Genomic DNA, 17,651 nt, shown 5'->3' with positions numbered 1-17,651 from the left:
ACGAACTCATCTACAATCACCGAGCATTTCAGTCATGACTTCCATGACCACACTTCCGAACAGCCGCATCGTCAGCGACGCCGACCTCGCCCGCGCTGCGGCGGCCGGCGACCGCGGGGCCTTGGCCGGGATCTACAACCGGTACGCCGCCCCGCTGCACGCCTACTGCCTGGGCATACTGCGCGATCGCCACGCGGCCTCTGACTGCGTGCAGGAGGTCTTCTGCACCGCGACAACGGAGTTGCCGAAGCTGCGCGACGCGGACAAGCTGAGGCCGTGGCTCTACGCCATCGCCCGTCGCAGCGCGCTGAGAATCGCGGCCGGACGCCGCCGCGAGGCCGCCTACGACGAGCTGCCCGACGATGCGGCAACCGGTCCGGGGCCCTTCACGCTGACGGCGCGCAACGAACTCGCTCAACTGATCGCCCAGGCGGCCCAGGGATTGTCCGAGCGCGACCGCCAGGTGTTGGAGCTTGCCTACCGTCGCGGCCTGGCCGGAACCGAGCTCGCGCAGGCGCTGGGCATGAGCTACGACTCCACCAAAAAGCTCCTGCAGCGGCTGCGCGACACCATCGAGCGCTCGCTGGGCGCACTGTTGGTGGCCCGGCGCAGCGCCCAAACCGGATGCCCTCGGCTCACCGCAGACCTGGCCGGCTGGGACCAGGAGTTCAACGTCCTGATGCGCAAACGCGTTGCGCGCCACATCGATTCATGCCCCGCCTGCGACGAATACCGCCGCAGTGCGCTCAGCGCCGTAGCCCTGCTGGGTGGCGGGGTGCTCGACAAGGTGTCGTGATCGCACACGGCCGCGGTGGCCCCGCCGGAACGTCCCTCCCGGTCACCGTTGCTGCGGACGACGCTCACGCAGCATGGAACGGTTGACGGCCCCGAGCCGGATGGCCGCGTTGGCTAGCCGGACGCGGCGATCTCCCTCGGTGGTGATGCCGAACTTGTCGTACAGGTGTTGCAGATGTTGCTTGACGGCCGCCTCGGTAACGAATAACTCCTGGGCTACCCGACGTACGGATGCGGGCTCGGGAAACGGGTCATCGGAGACGAAGGGACGGCACAAAGCCTTGAGGACCTCGAATTCGCGCGCGGTCATCCGGGGCGGTCGCAAGATCGACTTACCCGTCTCGGTTTCTTGATCACCCGGCGCTTCGTCGGGTCCCCTTGTCATCCAGAAGACCAACCGTGAACTGCCGAGCCGCAATTCGTCTCCGGACCGCAGGATCCGTTCTGCCGCGATCTTTTCCCCGTTGACAAAGGTGCCGTTGCGGCTACCCAGATCCCGCACGGACCAGGCCTGCCCGAAGTTCTCCAAGACCGCGTGCACGCGGGACACAGTCGCGTCGTGCTCGAGCGCCACCGCATTGGTCAAAGACTTGCCGAGCGTCACTCGCTCACCACTGAGTGCCACCAGCTCGCGTCCTGACGGCTTCCAGACCTCCAGATGGGAAGACATACTGACCCCTCCTATCAGGCCAATTCTGACCCCCAACGCAAAGCCTGGTCGAGAACCGTCCGCCAAACGCGTCGCACCAAACTTGGATGTTAGAACGCAATGCGCTGCCGCGAGAATATTAAGTCAGGATGAGGACAGCAAACGTTGGGCGGCGCGGCGCCGCCCGGCAGCTCAACCGCCCTGGGCGTACCGCTTGGCGAACATCCGCTTGCGGGCGAACGGCGACAACACCGCCTCGTAGTGGCCGAGCAGCTCGTCGCAGATCACCGGCCAACTGCGGCCGAGCACGCTGCGCCGGGCCGCCAGCGCGTAGCGGTGGCGCTCGTCGATCAGGTGGGTGACGGCCGCGGGCAGCCTCGCCTCGAACTCGTCGACGCCCAGTAACAAACCGGTGCGCCACGGCGTGACAAGGTCGCGTGGGCCGCCGGCGTCGGGGGCGATCACCGGCAACCCCGACGCCAGCGCTTCTTGCACGACTTGGCAGAACGTCTCGTGTTCGCCGGGATGCACGAAGACATCCATGCTGGCGTATGCCACGGCGAGCTCTTCGCCGTACAGCGCGCCGGTGAAAACCGCCGTCGGCATTGCTTTTTGCAGCTTGTTCCGGTCGACACCGTCACCGACGATGACGAGTTGCAGTTCGTCGCGCGCCGCCAGCGGGGCCAACCGCTCCACGTGCTTCTCGGGCGCCAGCCGGCCGACGAACCCGACGATCGGCTTGCCGTGCGGCGACCATCGCCGCCTGAGCGCCTCGTCGCGGGCCGACGGGGCGAACCGCAGCACGTCGACACCGCGGGCCCAGTGGTGCACCCGGGGAAAACGGTGCGCCACAAGGGATTCGATGGTTACGCTGGACGGCGCCAGCGTGCGGTCGGCGAGGCTGTGCAGGTGCCGGAACCACGCCCACGCGGCCCGTTGCGTCATGGGGATGCCATAGCTTGCCGCGAAACCCGGTACGTCCGTTTGATACACGGCGACCGTCGGCACGCCCAGCCAGCGGGCCGCCTTGACACCGCCGTAGCCGAGCAACGCCGGCGACGCCAAATGCACGACGTGCGGGTCGAACCCGCGCAACACGCTCACCATCCGGGGTGTCGGCACGCCCAGGGGCAGCGTGGTCACCTTGGGGAACATGCGCGACGGGACTCGGTGCACCCGAATCCCGTCGTAGATACGATCCGCCGGAGCCGCACCGGGAGGGGTGTCGGGCGCGACGACCAGGGCTTCGTGACCGGTCCGACGCAGATGCTCGAGGACCCGGATCACCGAGTTGCTGACACCGTTGACTTCCGGCAGGAACGATTCGGCGACGATGGCAACGCGCACGACACTACGGTCTCAGCACCGGCTGTCGCGAAGGTTGCCTGCGGGCATACGTCACGCGAAATCTGCTGGTCGGGCGCAGTGAACCCCAGCTAGGCGGGTGTGATCTTCGCCTCGGGCCGGCGATCCAGCAGCTTGTCCAGCAGCGCCAGCCCCACCAGGAGGACGGCGGCCACCAGCCAGCACACCACCGCGATGGACCCCGCCGGGATGATGGCCAGCCCGGCATTGCGGTGCTGCACGCGAACCAGGTTGGGGTCGTTCTTGTTGTATTCGACGTAGATCCGCATCCCGGTCGCCAGGTGCGACGGGTACAGCACGCCGAGTTCGGGACGATACGTGACCCGCTCGGGGGTGACGAATTCGATGGTGGAGCGGCGCGGCCCGGCGCTGAGCACCTCGGCCTGCGCCACCCCCATGTTGTGTTGAATCGCAAGGTCGTCGCGCCATGCGCCGGCGACCAACAGGACCGACTGCAGCGTGACCAGGCCGGTGACGATGAGCACCGCGATCCGAGCCCAGCGCAACGCGATCCTCGCCGGGGTCTGCGGCGGCTCGTCGCTGCGCCCGTGAATCAGGATGCGCAGTAACGCTTTTGGGCTCGTCACAGGGCGGCCTTGATGGCGGCATGCAGCTGTCGCAGCGACGACCGGTCGGCCTTGACCTCCAATACCCGCATCCCGGTGGGCGGTTCGTCGAGCGCCGCGCTCAATTGGTCGGCCTCGATCTGACGGCTCTCGACGTGATAGGCCCGACACAGCGCGCCCACGTCGACGTCGTGCGGCGTGCCGAAGATGCGCGAGGACACGTCGGAGAACCGCGGGTCACCCTGCTCGAGCAGCTCGAAGATACCGCCGCCGTTGTCGTTGGAGACCACGATGGTCAACTGGCGCGGGGTCGGCTCGGTGGGGCCGATCAGCAGCCCGGAGCTGTCGTGGACGAACGTCAGATCGCCGATCAGCGCGACGGTGCGCCCCTCGTAGGCGAGGGCGGCCCCGATCGCGGTGGACACCGTGCCGTCGATGCCGGCGACCCCGCGGTTGGAGCGGACCCGGATGCCGTGGGTGTCCAGGCCGACCAGGGCCGCGTCGCGAACCGGGTTCGACGCCCCGAGCACCAGCTGGTCCCCCGGACGCAGCGCGTCGGCCACCGCGGCCGCCACGTGCAAACCCGTGGTCAGCGGGTGCGCCTTCAGCTGCCCTCGCACGGCCTCGATCGCGTGCCGGTTGACCTCCGCGCAGCGCCTCAACCAGGCCGGATTCGGCGTGCCGCTGGTGACCGCCCGCGTCCCGGTGGCCTGGGAGTTGCCCGAGGCGTCCGGCCAGCGCGGCCCGGTGGTCAGCGCGTACACCGGAACCTGCGGGTCGGCCAGCAACGCCGATACCGGCCGGTGCAGGGTAGGGCGGCCGAGCATGATCACCTGCTTGGGCCGCAGCAGCGGCAGGGCCAGCGGGTGCAGGGGGTTGGTGGGGGCCGGCGCCGTGGGCTCGGCGACCGTCGGCAACTCGGCGAGGTTGGGGTGCGTGCCGGCGCCGTGTCCGGCGATGACGATGGTGTCGGGCGAGAGGTCGATGTCCAGCGGCTGGTCGAAGGTGACGGCCGGGGTGTAGGTCCACGGGCGTCCGTCGGGCCGTCCCGGCGGAACGGTGGCGCCGTGGGGCTCGGGATCGGGCACCAGCGGTTCGCGCAACGGGATGTCGAACTGCACCGGCCCGGCATTGGCGGTGCGAGATCCCGTGGCGGCGGCCAAGACTCGGCAGGTGGCCGATCGCCAGGTGGCGTTGAGCCCGTCCAGCCGCTCGGGCGCGTCCTCGGCCAGGCCCAGGCTGATGGCGGCGCGGACCTGGGTGCCGAAGTAGCCCAGCTGCTCCATGGTCTGGTTGGCCCCGGTGCCCAGCATCTCGTAGGGCCGGTTGGCCGACAACACGATCAGCGGCACCCGCGCGTAGTTGGCCTCCACCACGGCCGGTCCCAGGTTGGCCACGGCGGTGCCCGACGTCATGGCGACACACACCGGGGCGCCGGCGGCGATCGCCAGCCCGATGGCCAGGTAGCCGGCGGTGCGCTCGTCGATGCGGACGTGCAGCCGGATCCGCCCGGATCGGTCGGCGTCCTGCAGCGCGAACGCCAGCGGCGCGTTGCGCGACCCCGGGCAGAGCACGACGTCGCGGACGCCGCCGCGAATCAGCTCGTCGACGACGACGCGGGCCTGTGTCGTCGAGGGGTTCACTCCTACAGCCTGTCACAACCCGCCGACCGGGGCCGGGCTCAGTTGCCGGCGAAGAACTTCAGCGCGGCCTCGTTGACGGCGTCCGGGCGCTCGAAGAAACCCAGGTGACCGGCGTCGGGGATCTGCACGTACCGGCCGTTGGGCAGCGCGTCGGCGACCTCGCGCCCCAGGTAGGGCGGCGTCAGCACGTCGTCGGAGAAGCCGATCACCAGCACCGGGGTCGCGATGGCGCGGTAGGCGGGCAGCCGGTTGGTGTACGGGGCGACGTCGAGCTGGCAGCGGGTACCGGGGGTGGACTTCATCGGCCACATGGAGAACATCGCGATCCAGTCCGCCACGGCGACGTCGTCGTTGAGCGTCTTGCGCGAAAAGTTCTCCAACAGACGGATTTTCGCGTCGTAGGAGTTCGGCAACTGGACGCCGGCGTCGCTGAGTTCGGCCTCGGCGTCGCGGAAGAACTGGCGCGCCTTGTCCATGCGGCCCCGGGTGCCCATCAACACCGCGGAGCTGACCAATTCGGGCCGGGCGAGCATGAGCTCCTGGGCGATGAACGCCCCCATCGACATCCCCACGATGCGGGCCGGGGCGGCGTCGAGGCCCTCGATCAGCGCCGCGGTGTCGGCCACCATCGTTTGCGTCGTGAAACCCTGCGCGTTCTCGGTGGCGCCGATTCCGCGGTTGTCGAAGGTGATGACGCGGTAGCCGGCGGCCAGGAACGCCGGCAGCTGATACGGGTGCCAGGTCCGACCGGCACCGCCGTGGCCGCTGATGAACACCACCGGCTCGCCGGAGCCGCGGTCGTCGTAAGCCAGGTTGATCACTCGGACGACGGTACAAGCAGCGGGTGGCAGGCCTTGACCCGGTCGATCCACCACTGCCGCCGCTCCGGGGCCGCGGCCAGCGCGCGGAGTCGCTCCGGATCCGGCGTCACCGGCCCGACCGCCAGGGTGCCGTCGACGGGCGGGGCGACGTCCGCCACATCCCGCACGAACAGCCCGCCGGTGCCCAGGCCGCAGGCATGGCGCAACGCGGGCAGCGCGGCGGCCGCCGCCAGCCCCTGGCTTATGCCGACCGCCGAGTCGATCGCGCTGGAGACCACGACCGGGATGTCGATCTGCGCGGCGATCGACAGCATGGCCGAAATGCCGCCCAGCGGAGCGACTTTGAGGACCGCGACGTCGGCGGCGCGGGCGCGGACGACGGCGAGCGGGTCGTCGGCCTTGCGGATGCTTTCGTCGGCGGCGATCGGCACGTCGACCCGCGCGCGCAGCGCGGCGAGTTCGCCGACCGTCGCGCAGGGCTGCTCGAGGTACTCCAGCGGGCCGTCGGCGGTCAGTGCGGCGGCCGCCCTGGCCGCTTGCTCGACGCTCCAGCCGCCGTTGGCGTCCACCCGCACGGTCGGCACGAGTTTGCGCACGGCGTTGACCCGCTCGACGTCGTCGGCCAGCGTCTGGCCGGGCTCGGCGACCTTCACCTTGGCCGTCCGGGCGCCGGGGAACCGGGCCAGCACCTCACCCACCCGGGCGGCGTCGACGGCCGGCACGGTGGCGTTGATCGGGATGCGGTCGCGCAGCGGCGGCGGCGGGGGGCGGTAGGCCGCCTCGATGCCGGCGGCCAGCCAGTGCGCGGCCTCCGGCGGCTCGTACTCCAGAAAGGCCCCGAACTCCCCCCAGCCGGCGGGGCCCTCGATGAGGGCGACCTCCCGGGTGGTGATGCCGCGGAACCGCACCCGCATCGGCAGCGCGACCACGTGCAGGCGCGCCAGCAGCTCCTCCAGCGTCGGCTTCACGCGCCGTAGACCTGGCGACCCGCCAGAAACGTCGCGCGCACCTCGAGGTCGGCGATCCGCTCGGGCGGGACGGTTCGCGGGTCGGCCGACAGCACCACCAGGTCGGCGTACTTGCCGACCTCCAGCGAGCCGACCACGTCGTCGGAGAACAGCTGCCAGGCCGCGTCGATGGTCTGCGCGCGGATGGCCTGCTCGACCGTCAACCGTTCCTCGGGCGCCAGCACCCGGCCGCTGGGCGCCGTGCGGGTGACGGCCACGCTGATGTTGCGCAGCGGCTCCTCGGGGGTTACCGGCGGGTCGTTGTGCAACGAGATCCGCATGCCCGTGGCCACCGCGGAACCCGCTGGCATCCAACGGGATCCGCGCTCGGGACCGAACAGGCCGTCGACGATGATGTCGCCCCAGTAGTGGATCTGGTCGACGAAGATGCTGCAGGTGACGCCGAGGTCGGCGGCGCGCCGCAGCTGCTCGGGCCGGATGGCGCCGACGTGCTCGAGGCGCAGCCGGTGATCGTCGCGCGGGTGGAGCTTGAGCGCCTCCTCGTAGACGTCGAGGATGGTGTCGACGCCGGCGTCGCCCTGCACGTGGCAGGCCATCGGCCAGCCCAGCGGGAAGTAGGCGCCGACGATCTCGCTGAGCTGTTCGCGGGTGTAGTTGGCGTGCCCGCAGGAGCCGGGCGGCACCCCGATGGTGCGGGTGGCGTCGGTGTCCAGGTAGGGAAAGGACAGGGCGATGTTGCCGACCCACGGGGAGCCGTCCACCCAGATCTTGATGCCGACCCGGCGCACCATGTCGTCGCCCTGGCCGGGGGTGGCGTCGGTGCGCATCTGCGGGTTGGAGATCTCGTAGGTGCGCAGCCGGACCGTGAGGTCGCCGCGCAGCCGCTCGACCACCGGACCGAACGCCGGGTCGAAGGCCATCTCGGAGCAGGTGGTCAGGCCGGCGCGGTTGAGCCGGGCGCACTCGGCGAGCAGCATCGCCGGATAGTCTTCGGGCGCGATGGCCCCGGTCAGCAGCGGAAACACCGCGCCGGTCTCCTCGGCGGAGCCGTCCAGGTCGCCGCGCGCGTCGCGGCCGAATCGCGCGCCCTTGGGATCGGGGGTGTCGCGGGTCAATCCGGACCGACGGGCGGCATGCGAGTTGAAGTAGGCCTTGTGCCCGGAGTTGTGGATGATGACCAGCGGCCCGTCGGGCGCGGTTTCGTCGAGCCAGTCCAGCGTCGGCTGCGGCAACCCGCGCTGCAGCAGCGGATCCCAGCCGTTGAGGTAGGCGCCGTCGGCACCCCGGGCGGCGACTTCGCGGCGGACCGCGGCGACGACGTCGTCGGCGTCGGGCAGCGTGACGGGTCGGATGTCGACGATCCGGTCGCTCAGCGCCAGCGCCTCCATCAGCGGATGGCCATGCGCCTCAACGAATCCCGGCATGACGCAGCCGTCACCGACGTTGATGGTCCGGGTGTCCGGGCCGAGGTGCGCCTCGATTTCGGCGCGGGTGCCGACGGCCACGATGCGGCCGTCGGCGACGGCGAGCGCCTCGGCGGTGGGCCGCTTCTCGTCGACGGTCAGCACGGTTCCGGTGACGACGAGATCTGCGGCGGCCATGTCCAGGGATGCTAGTGATCAAGGCGTCGGTTGAGGGGGTGGCTGACTAAAACTGCAACACGTTCTAGTCTTGGCCTCATGAGTGACGAGCTACTGCGCCATCCCATTCATTCCGGACACCTGACCGTAGGTGCGCTCAAACGCAACAAGGACAAGCCGGTGCTGCACCTCGGCGACACCACGCTGACCGGTGGCCAGCTCGCCGAGCGGATCAGCCAGTACATCCAGGCGTTCGAGGCGCTGGGCGCGGGCACCGGCGCGACCGTCGGGCTGCTGTCGCTGAACCGGCCCGAGGTGCTGATGATCATCGGCGCCGGGCAGACCCAGGGTTACCGGCGCGTGGCGCTGCACCCGCTGGGCTCGCTGGACGACCACGCCTACGTGCTGAACGACGCCGGGGTGACGTCGCTGATCATCGACCCGAACCCGATGTTCGTCGAGCGGGCGCTGGGCTTGCTGGAGAAGGTGCCCGGCCTCAAGCAGATCCTGACCATCGGCCCGGTCCCCGGGGCGCTCGGCGATTCCGCGGTGGACCTGGTGGCCGAGGCCGCGAAGTATTCGCCCAAGCCGTTGGTGGCCGCCGACCTTCCGCCCGACCACATCGGCGGGATGGCCTACACCGGCGGCACCACCGGCAAGCCCAAGGGGGTGCTGGGGACCGCGCAGTCGATCACCACGATGACCACGATCCAGCTGGCCGAGTGGGAGTGGCCGGAAAACCCGCGCTTTTTGATGTGCACCCCGCTGTCGCACGCCGGGGCGGCGTTCTTCGTGCCGACCATCATCAAGGGCGGCGAGCTGGTGGTGCTGACCAAGTTCGACCCGGCCGAGGTGCTGCGGGTGATCGAGGAGCAGAAGATCACCGCGACCATGCTGGTGCCGTCGATGATCTACGCGCTGATGGACCATCCCGATTCGCACACCCGGGACCTGTCCTCGCTGGAGACCGTCTATTACGGCGCCTCGGCGATGAACCCGGTGCGGCTGGCCGAGGCCATTCGCCGCTTCGGGCCGATCTTCGCCCAGTACTACGGGCAGTCCGAAGCCCCGATGGTGATCTCGTATCTGGCCAAGAAGGACCACGACGAGAAGCGGCTCACCTCCTGCGGGCGACCCACCCTGTTCGCCCGCACGGCACTGCTGGACGGCGACGGCAACCCGGTGCCGCAGGGCGAGGTCGGCGAGATCTGCGTGTCCGGGCCGCTTTTGAGCGGCGGCTACTGGAACCTGCCGGAGGAGACGGCCAAGACGTTCTCCGACGGCTGGCTGCACACCGGTGACATGGCCCGGGAGGACGAGGACGGCTTCTGGTTCATCGTCGACCGGGTCAAGGACATGATCGTCACCGGCGGCTTCAACGTGTTCCCGCGCGAGGTCGAGGACGTCGTCGCCGAGCACCCGGCCGTCGCGCAGGTCTGCGTGATCGGCACGCCGGACGAGAAGTGGGGCGAGGCCGTCACCGCCGTGATCGTGCTGCGGCCCGACCATCCCTCCGACGAGGAGTCGGTGGCGCGGGTGACCGTCGAGATCCAGTCCGCCGTCAAGGAGCGCAAGGGTTCGGTGCAATCGCCCAAGCAGGTGATCGTCGTCGATTCGGTGCCGGTGACCGCGCTGGGCAAGCCCGACAAGAAGGCCGTGCGCGCGCGGTTCTGGGAGGGCGCCGAGCGCGCCGTGGGCTAAGTGCTTGCGCCGAGCGTCACGCCAGCGCGGCGCTCAGCGGCTGCCGTCGCGCTGGCGTGACGCTCGGTGATCAGGCGGCGGCGATGCCCGCGGCCAGCAGGTCGAGCATGCGGCCCGTCTGCTCCGGCGAGCCGCTGGCCATGAAGATGCCGATCAGGCTGGACACCACGTCGTCGGCCTGCACATCGGGGCGCAGACTCCCGTCCTCGGCGCCGGCGCGCAACAGCAGGTCCACGGCGCCGACGATGCTGTCGCGAGTCTGGCTGGCCTGCATGGCGCCTGAGTCGAAGATCGCGTGCAGCGATTCGGCCATTCCGCGCTTGGCGGCCACGAAGGCGGCATAGCGGTCCATCCAGCGGCGCAGCGCAGCCCTGGGCGGATGCCGCTTGAGCAGCCGTTCCGCCGTCGCGGCCACTTCGGCGAGCTCGGCGCGGTAGATGGCCTCGACGAGCGCCTCCCGATTCGGGAAATGGCGGTACAGCGTGCCAATTCCCACGCCGGCGTCGCGCGCGATGGCCTCCAGCGATACGGATCGCCCCTCGGCGGCGGCGAACGCCGCCGTCGCGACCTCGAGCAGGCGCTCCCGATTCCGGCGGGCGTCCGATCGGATCCCAGCCAAGCGGAGGCACCTCCGTTTCTGCTACCGTCGAATAAGCGGAGGATCCTCCGCATCTTCCCCATTGTGACACCAGGGAGCACCATGACGGACAAACCACAGCCGGGCGGTCCCGGCAACATCGGCGCGTCGACCGTCGCCCGCGTTGGCTACGGCGCGATGCAGCTGTTCGAGGGCGCATCCGTCGAGGACGCGGCCGCGGTGCTGCGCCGCGCGGTCGAACTCGGCGTCAACCACATCGACACCGCGTCGTTCTACGGCCCCGGCGAGGTGAATCGGCGGATTCGCGCGGCGCTGTTCCCCTACGCCGACGACCTCGTCATCGTCAGCAAGGTCGGTGCTCGCTTCACCGGCGAACAGCCGATACCGCTGGCGGCGGCGCAGAAGCCCGCGGAACTGCGCGCCGCGGTCGAGGACGACCTGCGCCAACTGGGCCTGGATTGCGTCCCGGTGGTCAACCTGCGGCGCATGGACCTCGGGCCTGCTGCGGCCGCCGGGGGCGACCAGGACGTCGACCTCGACGACCAACTCGCCGAGATGATCGCGCTGCGCGACGAGGGCAAGATCGGTGCGATCGGCATCAGCAGCGTGCCGCTCGATGTGGTGCGGCGGGCGCTGCCGGCGGGGATCGTCTGCGTGCAGAACGCCTACAGCCTGTTCGACCGCTCGCAGGAAGCCACGCTGGACCTCTGCAAGTCGGAGGGTATCGCCTGGGTGCCCTACTTCCCGCTGGGATCGGCGTTTCCGGGTTTCCCGAAGGTCGCCGACCATCCGGTGGTCGTGGACATAGCAGGCCAACTCGGCGTCACCGGCGCCCAGGTCGGCTTGGCGTGGCTGCTGGCGCACGCGCCGAACACGTTGCTGATTCCGGGCACGCGATCGGTCGAGCACCTCGAGGAGAACCTCGGCGCGGGCGACGTCACCCTGGACGCCGACGCGCTGGCAAGGCTGGCCGCCGTCGGCTAGCTGGTTACTGCGCCGAGCGTGCGGCTGGCCGCACACTCGCGTTCGAATGTGCGGCTGGCCGCACACTGGGCACGTTACGGCCGCGGGGTAACGTCGCGGGCTATGGGAAGCGGCAAGCCGATCAAGCCGCCGTGGTGGCTGAAGCCGGCCAACAAGGTCTTCATCCAGATGTCGCGGCTGGGAATGAGTTTCGGTGGCGAGAGCCCCGTCGTGCTGACCGTCAAGGGCCGCAAGTCCGGGGCGCCGCGCTCGACGCCGGTGACCCCGATGACCGTCGACGGCCACCAGTACGTCGTCGCCGGGTTCCCGGGCGCCGACTGGGTGGCCAACGTGCGGGCCGCCGGCGAGGCGACGATCGCGCGCGGCCGGCAGGTCCAGCGGGTGCGGATGGCCGAACTGTCCGCCGACGACGCGCGGCCGATCCTGCGGCTCTTCCCCACCGAGGTGCCCACGGGAGTCGGCTTCATGAAGCGGTCGGGACTGGTCACCGAGGGCCGCCCCGAGGAGTTCGAGGCGCTGGCCGGCCGCTGCGCGGTCTTCCGTTTCGAGCCGATTGAAAAGCCATGACCGACAACCCCTTTGACGCCGCCCAATGGCGGCCCGTGGACGGGTTCGACGGCCTGACCGACATCACCTACCACCGCCACGTCGCCGACGCCACGGTGCGGGTGGCGTTCGACCGGCCCGAGGTGCGCAACGCGTTCCGGCCGCACACCGTCGACGAGCTGTACCGGGTGCTCGACCACGCGCGGATGTCGCCCGACGTGGGCGTGGTGCTGCTGACCGGCAACGGGCCCTCGCCCAAGGACGGCGGCTGGGCGTTCTGCTCCGGCGGCGATCAGCGCATCCGCGGGCGCAGCGGCTACCAATACGCCAGCGGGGAAACGGCCGACACCGTCGACACCGCCCGCGCCGGCCGGCTGCACATCCTCGAGGTGCAGCGGCTGATCCGGTTCATGCCCAAGGTGGTCATCTGTCTGGTCAACGGGTGGGCCGCCGGCGGCGGGCACAGCCTGCACGTAGTCTGCGACCTCACCCTGGCCAGCCGCGAGCACGCCCGCTTCAAGCAGACCGACGCCGACGTCGGCAGCTTCGACGGCGGCTACGGCAGCGCGTATCTGGCGCGGCAGGTGGGCCAGAAGTTCGCCCGGGAGATCTTCTTCCTGGGCCGCGCGTACACCGCCGAGCAGATGCACCAGATGGGCGCGGTCAACGCCGTCATCGACCACGCCGACCTGGAGCGGGCGGGCATCGAGTGGGCGGCCGAGATCAACGCGAAGTCCCCTCAGGCGCAACGGATGCTGAAGTTCGCCTTCAACTTGCTCGACGACGGGCTGGTGGGTCAGCAGCTGTTCGCGGGCGAGGCGACCCGGCTGGCGTACATGACCGACGAGGCCGTCGAGGGCCGCGACGCCTTCCTGGAGAAGCGCCCGCCCGACTGGAGCCGGTTCCCCCGCTACTTCTAGGGGCTCGGTAGGCCGCCCTAGACTCCCCCCGTGAGCAAGAGTCCCCTCAGCAGGTTCAAAGACCAGCTCGTCCTGGCCACCATGCGCCCCCCGATGGCCCCGCAGGTGCTGGTCAACCGGCCCGCGATCAAGCCGGTCGACCTGCGGGGCAAGCGGATCCTGCTGACCGGGGCGTCGTCGGGCATCGGCGAGGCCGGGGCCGAACTGCTGGCCCGCGCGGGCGCGACCGTGGCCGTCAGCGCGCGCCGCAAAGACCTGCTGGACGCGCTCGCGGACCGGATCGCCGCGGCGGGTGGCACCGCGCTGTCGATGCCGTGCGACGTCTCGGACATGGACGCCGTCGACGCGCTGGTCGCCGACGTTCAGGAGCGACTCGGCGGGGTGGACATCCTGATCAACAACGCCGGCCGCTCGATCCGCCGGCCGCTGGCCGAGTCGCTGGATCGCTGGCACGACGTCGAGCGGACCATGGTGCTCAACTACTACGCGCCGCTGCGGCTGATCCGCGGGCTGGCCCCCGGGATGCTCGAGCGCGGCGACGGCCACGTCATCAACGTATCGACGTGGGGCGTGCTGTCCGAGGCGTCGCCGCTGTTCGCGGTCTACAACGCGTCGAAGGCGGCGCTGTCGGCGGTGAGCCGCGTCGTGGAGACCGAGTGGGGGCCCAGGGGCGTGCATTCGACGACGCTGTACTACCCGCTGGTGGCCACGCCGATGATCGCGCCGACGAAGGCCTACGAGGGCATGCCGGCGCTGACGTCGGAAGAGGCCGCCGAGTGGATGCTGACCGCCGCCCGCACCCGGCCCGTGCGGATCGCCCCGCGGATGGCGATCGCCGCCAAGGCGCTGGACACGTTCGGCCCCCGCTTGGTCAACACGCTCATGCAGCGGCAGCGGATTCAGCCGAATCGCGCGGAAGGCGACTGAGCCCAGACCAACGTGATAGACACGAGGTCATGGAGATCCTGGCCAGCCGGATGCTGCTTCGACCGGCGGACTACGAGCAGTCGCTGGCCTTCTACCGGGACCGGATTGGCCTGGCGATCGCCCGTGAATACGGCGCGGGCACAGTGTTTTTCGCCGGCCAGTCGCTGCTGGAGCTGGCCGGCTACGGCTCCCCGGATCACTCGCGGGGCCCCTTCCCCGGCGCTTTGTGGCTCCAGGTCCGCGACATCGAAGCCACCCAGGCCGAGCTGCAAAGCCGCGGCGTCGAGATCGCCCGCGAGGCGCGCCAAGAACCGTGGGGCCTGTTCGAAATGCACGTCACCGACCCCGACGGCATCACGCTGATCTTCGTGCAGATCCCGCCCGACCACCCGTTGCGCCGCGACACCCGGGGTGAACGACGGGGAAAGTCCGGTTAACTGAGAGGTAACATCTGGCGACGAGTCTAGATACACCCGCGATTACGGTCCCGCTGCATTCGACAATGGAATCCCCCTACCACCAGAATCGGGCGCTGTGAACATCCAATTGTTCCTTCTGATCATTGTCGTAATCACGGCACTGGCTTTCGATTTCACGAACGGCTTCCACGACACCGGCAACGCGATGGCGACCTCCATCGCCAGCGGTGCGCTCAAGCCCAAGGCGGCCGTCGCGCTGTCCGCGGTGCTCAATCTCGTGGGCGCGTTCATGTCCACCGCCGTCGCCGCCACGATCGCCAAGGGTTTGATCGACGGGCACATCGTGACGCTGGAGCTGGTCTTCGCCGGCCTGGTCGGCGGCATCGTGTGGAACCTGCTGACCTGGCTGCTGGGCATCCCCTCGAGTTCTTCGCACGCCCTGATCGGCGGCATCGTCGGCGCCACCATCGCGGCCGTCGGCGCGCACGGGGTGATCTGGAAGGGCGTGGTGTCCAAGGCGATCATCCCGGCCGTCGTGTCGGCGATCCTGGCCATCGTGGTCGGGGCCGTGGCGACCTGGCTGGTCTACCGGATCACCCGCAACATCTCGGCCAAGCGCACCGAGGCCGGCTTCCGGTACGGCCAGTGGGGCTCGGCGTCGCTGGTCTCGCTGGCACACGGCACCAACGACGCCCAGAAGACGATGGGCATCATCTTCCTGGCGCTGATGTCCTACGGCTCGGTCAGCAAGAACGCCGCCATGCCCCCGCTGTGGGTCATCGTCGGCTGCGCGGTGTCGATGGCGCTGGGCACCTATCTGGGCGGCTGGCGCATCATCCGCACCCTGGGCAAGGGTCTGGTGGAAATCCAGTCGCCGCAGGGCATGGCCGCCGAATCGTCTTCGGCCGCGGTGATTCTGCTGTCCGCCCACTTCGGCTACGCCCTGTCGACCACCCAGGTCTGCACGGGTTCGGTGCTGGGCAGCGGGCTGGGCAAGCCCGGCGGTGAGGTCCGCTGGGGCGTCGCCGGCCGTATGGGCGTCGCCTGGCTGGTGACGCTGCCGCTGGCGGGGCTGGTGGGCGCGGTCACCTACTGGATCGTGCACCTGATCGGCGGCTACCCCGGCGCCATCGTCGGCTTCGCGCTGCTGATCGCGGTCTCCGCCACCATTTACATCCGGTCGCGCAAGGTCAAGGTCGACCACAACAACGTCAACGCCGAATGGAAGGGCGACCTGACGGCCGGGCTGGAGGACTCCGCGGAGCACCGGCCGCCCTCGGACGTGCATCCGACCAATGGCAGCGGCTCGTCCGGCCGCTACGACTCCGATGACCCGACGATGAAGGCGAACGCTTGATGAGTCACTTCGGCGACTGGTTCAACTACCAGGCTTCCCTCAAGATCCTGGTCTTCTCGATGCTGGCCGGGGCCGCACTGCCGGGGCTGTTCGCCCTGGGGCTCCGATTCCACGCGGTGGGCGCCGGACAGGCCGGCACCGACGGCGACTCGGCGCAGAAGAACCCGCTGCTGCTGGCGCTCGCGTGGGCGATCTACGCGGTGGTGATCGTGGTGATCGCCTTCGCCCTGGCGTACATCTCACGGGACTTCATCGCGCATCACACCGGCGTCGCTTTCCTCGGGGCCAAACCCAAGTAGCATCGATTGATGCCCACCGAGTTACCGAGCCGGACACCGGGGGGAGCTGTACCAGCGTGAACGGATTTCTCAATTCAATTGTCTCGTGGCTGCGCGCGGGATATCCGGAGGGCGTCCCGGCGACGGACACCTTCCCGGTGCTCGCGCTGCTCGCCCGCCGGTTGTCCAACGACGAGGTCAAGGCCGTCGCCTGCGAGCTGATCCAACGGGGTGAGTTCGACGACGTCGACATCGGGGTGCTGATCACCCAGATCACCGACAACCTGCCCTCGCCCGAGGACGTCGAGCGGGTACGGGTGCGGCTGGCCGCCCAGGGCTGGCCGTTCGACGACGCGGACGAGGTCGAGGACCCCGCATAGCCGTACTGCGCGCGCTCACCGTCCCGCCGGGCTCGGCCGTCTCGTCGCTGTTACCCGCCCTGGAACGGGTTTTGGACGGGCGCGACCCCGCGCTGGTGGCCCTCGCCCCCGGTTCCGACGCGTTGCGGGCGGGCCTGCGGGTCGGGGAAGACATCGACGACGACGTGGCCCTGGTGGCGACGACGTCGGGCACCACCGGAGCGCCCAAGGGAGCCCTGCTGACGGCGGGCGCGTTGACCGCCAGCGCGACGGCCACCCATGACCGCCTCGGTGGCCCGGGCAGCTGGCTGCTGGCGCTGCCGCCGTACCACATCGCCGGGTTGCAGGTGTTGATCCGCAGCGCGCTGGCCGGCTCGACGCCCGCTGAGCTGGACATCTCCGAAGGCTTCGACACTGCCGAATTGCCCGCTGCGACAAGGCGATTGGCACCTGGGCGGCGCTACGCGTCGCTGGTGGCCGCGCAGTTGGCCAAGGCGCTGGCCGACCCGGCGGCCGCGGCCGCGCTCGCCGAACTGGACGCGGTGTTGCTGGGCGGCGGCCCGGCCCCGCACCGCGTGCTCGACGCCGCGGCGACGGCCGGCATCCGGGTGGTGCGCACCTACGGGATGAGCGAGACCGCGGGCGGCTGCGTGTACGACGGGGTTGCGCTGGACGGCGTGCGGGTCCGGGTGGCGCCCGACGGGCGCATCGCGCTCGGCGGCGCGACCCTGGCCAAGGGCTATCGCAACCCGGTGGATCCCGACCCGTTCGCCGAGCCGGGCTGGTTCCGCACCGACGACCTCGGCGTCGTGGACGCGGCGGGCGTGCTGACCGTCACCGGACGCGCCGACGACGCGATCAGCACGGGCGGGCTGACCGTGCTGCCCCCACTGGTCGAGGCCGCGCTCGACACCCACCCCGCCGTCGGGGAGTGCGCCGTCTTCGGCGTCGCCGACGACCGGCTCGGCCAGCGGGTGGTCGCCGCGATCGTGGTGGCCCAGGGGCACTCGGCGCCGACGCTGGAAGTGTTGCGCGCCCACGTGGCGCGCACCCTGGACCCCACGGCCGCCCCGCGCGAGGTGCACGTCGTCGAAGCGCTACCGCGGCGCGGCATCGGCAAGGTCGACCGGGCGGCGTTGGTGCGCCGGTTCGCCGGCCCGGGGAATCAATAGGCT

At 70.1% G+C, this 17,651-nt stretch carries 19 protein-coding genes; 11 read left to right on the top strand and 8 right to left on the bottom strand.

The genetic code is table 11. The annotated features are described in order from the left end of the window. Window positions 1-34: 34 nt before the first annotated feature. Entirely contained in the window at window positions 35-796 is a 762-nt protein-coding gene (locus A5680_RS17960) for an RNA polymerase sigma factor (protein WP_082970414.1), read from the top strand. 42 nt (window positions 797-838) lie between these two features. On the opposite strand, the gene A5680_RS17955 is transcribed toward A5680_RS17960, so the two are convergent. The 7 genes from A5680_RS17955 to A5680_RS17925 all read right to left on the bottom strand — a co-directional run bounded on the left by A5680_RS17955 (window position 839) and on the right by A5680_RS17925 (window position 8,408). Continuing rightward, on the bottom strand, window positions 839-1,465 hold the full coding sequence (locus A5680_RS17955; RefSeq protein WP_055403130.1) for an FHA domain-containing protein: 627 nt from the start codon (window positions 1,463-1,465) through the stop codon (window positions 839-841). Window positions 1,466-1,636: 171 nt separating this feature from the next. Further along, window positions 1,637-2,791: a glycosyltransferase family 1 protein gene (locus A5680_RS17950; RefSeq protein ID WP_067821704.1), complete on the bottom strand. Its 1,155-nt coding sequence runs from the start codon at window positions 2,789-2,791 to the stop codon at window positions 1,637-1,639. 89 nt (window positions 2,792-2,880) lie between these two features. After that, complete coding sequence (locus A5680_RS17945; protein ID WP_067821701.1) at window positions 2,881-3,396, bottom strand: DUF3592 domain-containing protein; 516 nt, start codon at window positions 3,394-3,396, stop codon at window positions 2,881-2,883. Beyond that, window positions 3,393-5,018 (bottom strand): 2-succinyl-5-enolpyruvyl-6-hydroxy-3-cyclohexene-1-carboxylic-acid synthase, encoded by a 1,626-nt coding sequence (gene menD, locus A5680_RS17940; RefSeq protein WP_067821699.1) that lies wholly within the window; start codon window positions 5,016-5,018, stop codon window positions 3,393-3,395. The genes A5680_RS17945 and menD overlap by 4 nt, the downstream gene beginning before the upstream one ends. A gap of 38 nt (window positions 5,019-5,056) precedes the next feature. Then, window positions 5,057-5,839, bottom strand: a complete 783-nt coding sequence (locus A5680_RS17935) for an alpha/beta fold hydrolase (protein ID WP_055403134.1) — start codon at window positions 5,837-5,839, stop codon at window positions 5,057-5,059. Next, entirely contained in the window at window positions 5,836-6,753 is a 918-nt protein-coding gene (locus tag A5680_RS17930; protein WP_231633820.1) for an o-succinylbenzoate synthase, read from the bottom strand. The genes A5680_RS17935 and A5680_RS17930 overlap by 4 nt, the downstream gene beginning before the upstream one ends. 50 nt (window positions 6,754-6,803) lie before the next feature. Beyond that, window positions 6,804-8,408 (bottom strand): amidohydrolase, encoded by a 1,605-nt coding sequence (locus A5680_RS17925; RefSeq protein WP_067821696.1) that lies wholly within the window; start codon window positions 8,406-8,408, stop codon window positions 6,804-6,806. Between the two features lie 78 nt (window positions 8,409-8,486). On the opposite strand from A5680_RS17925, the gene fadD8 reads away from it, so the two are divergent. Beyond that, the gene (gene fadD8 / locus A5680_RS17920) at window positions 8,487-10,088 is read left to right on the top strand and encodes a fatty-acid--CoA ligase FadD8 (RefSeq protein WP_067821692.1); all 1,602 of its coding nucleotides are present in this window, start codon (window positions 8,487-8,489) and stop codon (window positions 10,086-10,088) included. A 70-nt stretch (window positions 10,089-10,158) separates the two neighbouring features. On the opposite strand, the gene A5680_RS17915 is transcribed toward fadD8, so the two are convergent. After that, window positions 10,159-10,707, bottom strand: a complete 549-nt coding sequence (locus A5680_RS17915) for a TetR/AcrR family transcriptional regulator (protein WP_055403138.1) — start codon at window positions 10,705-10,707, stop codon at window positions 10,159-10,161. 81 nt (window positions 10,708-10,788) lie between these two features. Between A5680_RS17915 and A5680_RS17910 the strand changes: the two genes are divergently transcribed. The 9 genes from A5680_RS17910 (at window position 10,789) to menE (ending at window position 17,648) form a co-directional block, all read left to right on the top strand. Next, complete coding sequence (locus A5680_RS17910; protein ID WP_067821689.1) at window positions 10,789-11,670, top strand: aldo/keto reductase; 882 nt, start codon at window positions 10,789-10,791, stop codon at window positions 11,668-11,670. Window positions 11,671-11,772: 102 nt separating this feature from the next. Beyond that, a complete protein-coding gene (locus A5680_RS17905) occupies window positions 11,773-12,237 on the top strand; it encodes a nitroreductase family deazaflavin-dependent oxidoreductase (protein ID WP_067821686.1) in 465 nt (154 codons plus the stop codon). Next, window positions 12,234-13,136: a 1,4-dihydroxy-2-naphthoyl-CoA synthase gene (locus A5680_RS17900; protein WP_067821683.1), complete on the top strand. Its 903-nt coding sequence runs from the start codon at window positions 12,234-12,236 to the stop codon at window positions 13,134-13,136. Before A5680_RS17905 ends, A5680_RS17900 begins: the two co-directional genes overlap by 4 nt. Window positions 13,137-13,166: 30 nt before the next feature. Further along, on the top strand, window positions 13,167-14,063 hold the full coding sequence (locus A5680_RS17895; RefSeq protein WP_067821680.1) for an SDR family oxidoreductase: 897 nt from the start codon (window positions 13,167-13,169) through the stop codon (window positions 14,061-14,063). A gap of 29 nt (window positions 14,064-14,092) precedes the next feature. Beyond that, on the top strand, window positions 14,093-14,500 hold the full coding sequence (locus tag A5680_RS17890) for a VOC family protein (RefSeq protein WP_055403143.1): 408 nt from the start codon (window positions 14,093-14,095) through the stop codon (window positions 14,498-14,500). Window positions 14,501-14,597: 97 nt separating this feature from the next. Continuing rightward, window positions 14,598-15,839: an inorganic phosphate transporter gene (locus A5680_RS17885; RefSeq protein ID WP_055403144.1), complete on the top strand. Its 1,242-nt coding sequence runs from the start codon at window positions 14,598-14,600 to the stop codon at window positions 15,837-15,839. After that, on the top strand, window positions 15,839-16,138 hold the full coding sequence (locus A5680_RS17880) for a hypothetical protein (protein WP_067821677.1): 300 nt from the start codon (window positions 15,839-15,841) through the stop codon (window positions 16,136-16,138). The genes A5680_RS17885 and A5680_RS17880 overlap by 1 nt, the downstream gene beginning before the upstream one ends. Window positions 16,139-16,194: 56 nt before the next feature. Next, window positions 16,195-16,497, top strand: a complete 303-nt coding sequence (locus A5680_RS17875; protein ID WP_067821674.1) for a DUF3349 domain-containing protein — start codon at window positions 16,195-16,197, stop codon at window positions 16,495-16,497. Between the two features lie 59 nt (window positions 16,498-16,556). Further along, the gene (gene menE, locus A5680_RS17870) at window positions 16,557-17,648 is read left to right on the top strand and encodes an o-succinylbenzoate--CoA ligase (protein ID WP_231977652.1); all 1,092 of its coding nucleotides are present in this window, start codon (window positions 16,557-16,559) and stop codon (window positions 17,646-17,648) included. Window positions 17,649-17,651 lie beyond the last annotated feature (3 nt).

The organism is Mycobacterium sp. E2989 (assembly GCF_001667595.1).
Taxonomy (GTDB): Bacteria; Actinomycetota; Actinomycetes; order Mycobacteriales; family Mycobacteriaceae; genus Mycobacterium.
The sequence above is the reverse complement of the archived record's forward strand: the minus strand, read 5'-3'. Positions and strand labels throughout refer to the sequence as shown.

What these genes read in the sequence shown, in the direction of transcription:
- A5680_RS17960 (WP_082970414.1), top strand. Translation starts at nt 35, where the DNA reads ATGACTTCCATGACCACACTTCCGAACAGCCGCATCGTCAGCGACGCC.
- A5680_RS17955 (WP_055403130.1), bottom strand. Translation starts at nt 1,465, where the DNA reads ATGTCTTCCCATCTGGAGGTCTGGAAGCCGTCAGGACGCGAGCTGGTG.
- A5680_RS17930 (WP_231633820.1), bottom strand. Translation starts at nt 6,753, where the DNA reads ATGCGGGTGCGGTTCCGCGGCATCACCACCCGGGAGGTCGCCCTCATC.
- A5680_RS17925 (WP_067821696.1), bottom strand. Translation starts at nt 8,408, where the DNA reads ATGGCCGCCGCAGATCTCGTCGTCACCGGAACCGTGCTGACCGTCGAC.
- fadD8 (WP_067821692.1), top strand. Translation starts at nt 8,487, where the DNA reads ATGAGTGACGAGCTACTGCGCCATCCCATTCATTCCGGACACCTGACC.
- A5680_RS17910 (WP_067821689.1), top strand. Translation starts at nt 10,789, where the DNA reads ATGACGGACAAACCACAGCCGGGCGGTCCCGGCAACATCGGCGCGTCG.
- A5680_RS17905 (WP_067821686.1), top strand. Translation starts at nt 11,773, where the DNA reads ATGGGAAGCGGCAAGCCGATCAAGCCGCCGTGGTGGCTGAAGCCGGCC.
- A5680_RS17900 (WP_067821683.1), top strand. Translation starts at nt 12,234, where the DNA reads ATGACCGACAACCCCTTTGACGCCGCCCAATGGCGGCCCGTGGACGGG.
- A5680_RS17890 (WP_055403143.1), top strand. Translation starts at nt 14,093, where the DNA reads ATGGAGATCCTGGCCAGCCGGATGCTGCTTCGACCGGCGGACTACGAG.
- A5680_RS17880 (WP_067821677.1), top strand. Translation starts at nt 15,839, where the DNA reads ATGAGTCACTTCGGCGACTGGTTCAACTACCAGGCTTCCCTCAAGATC.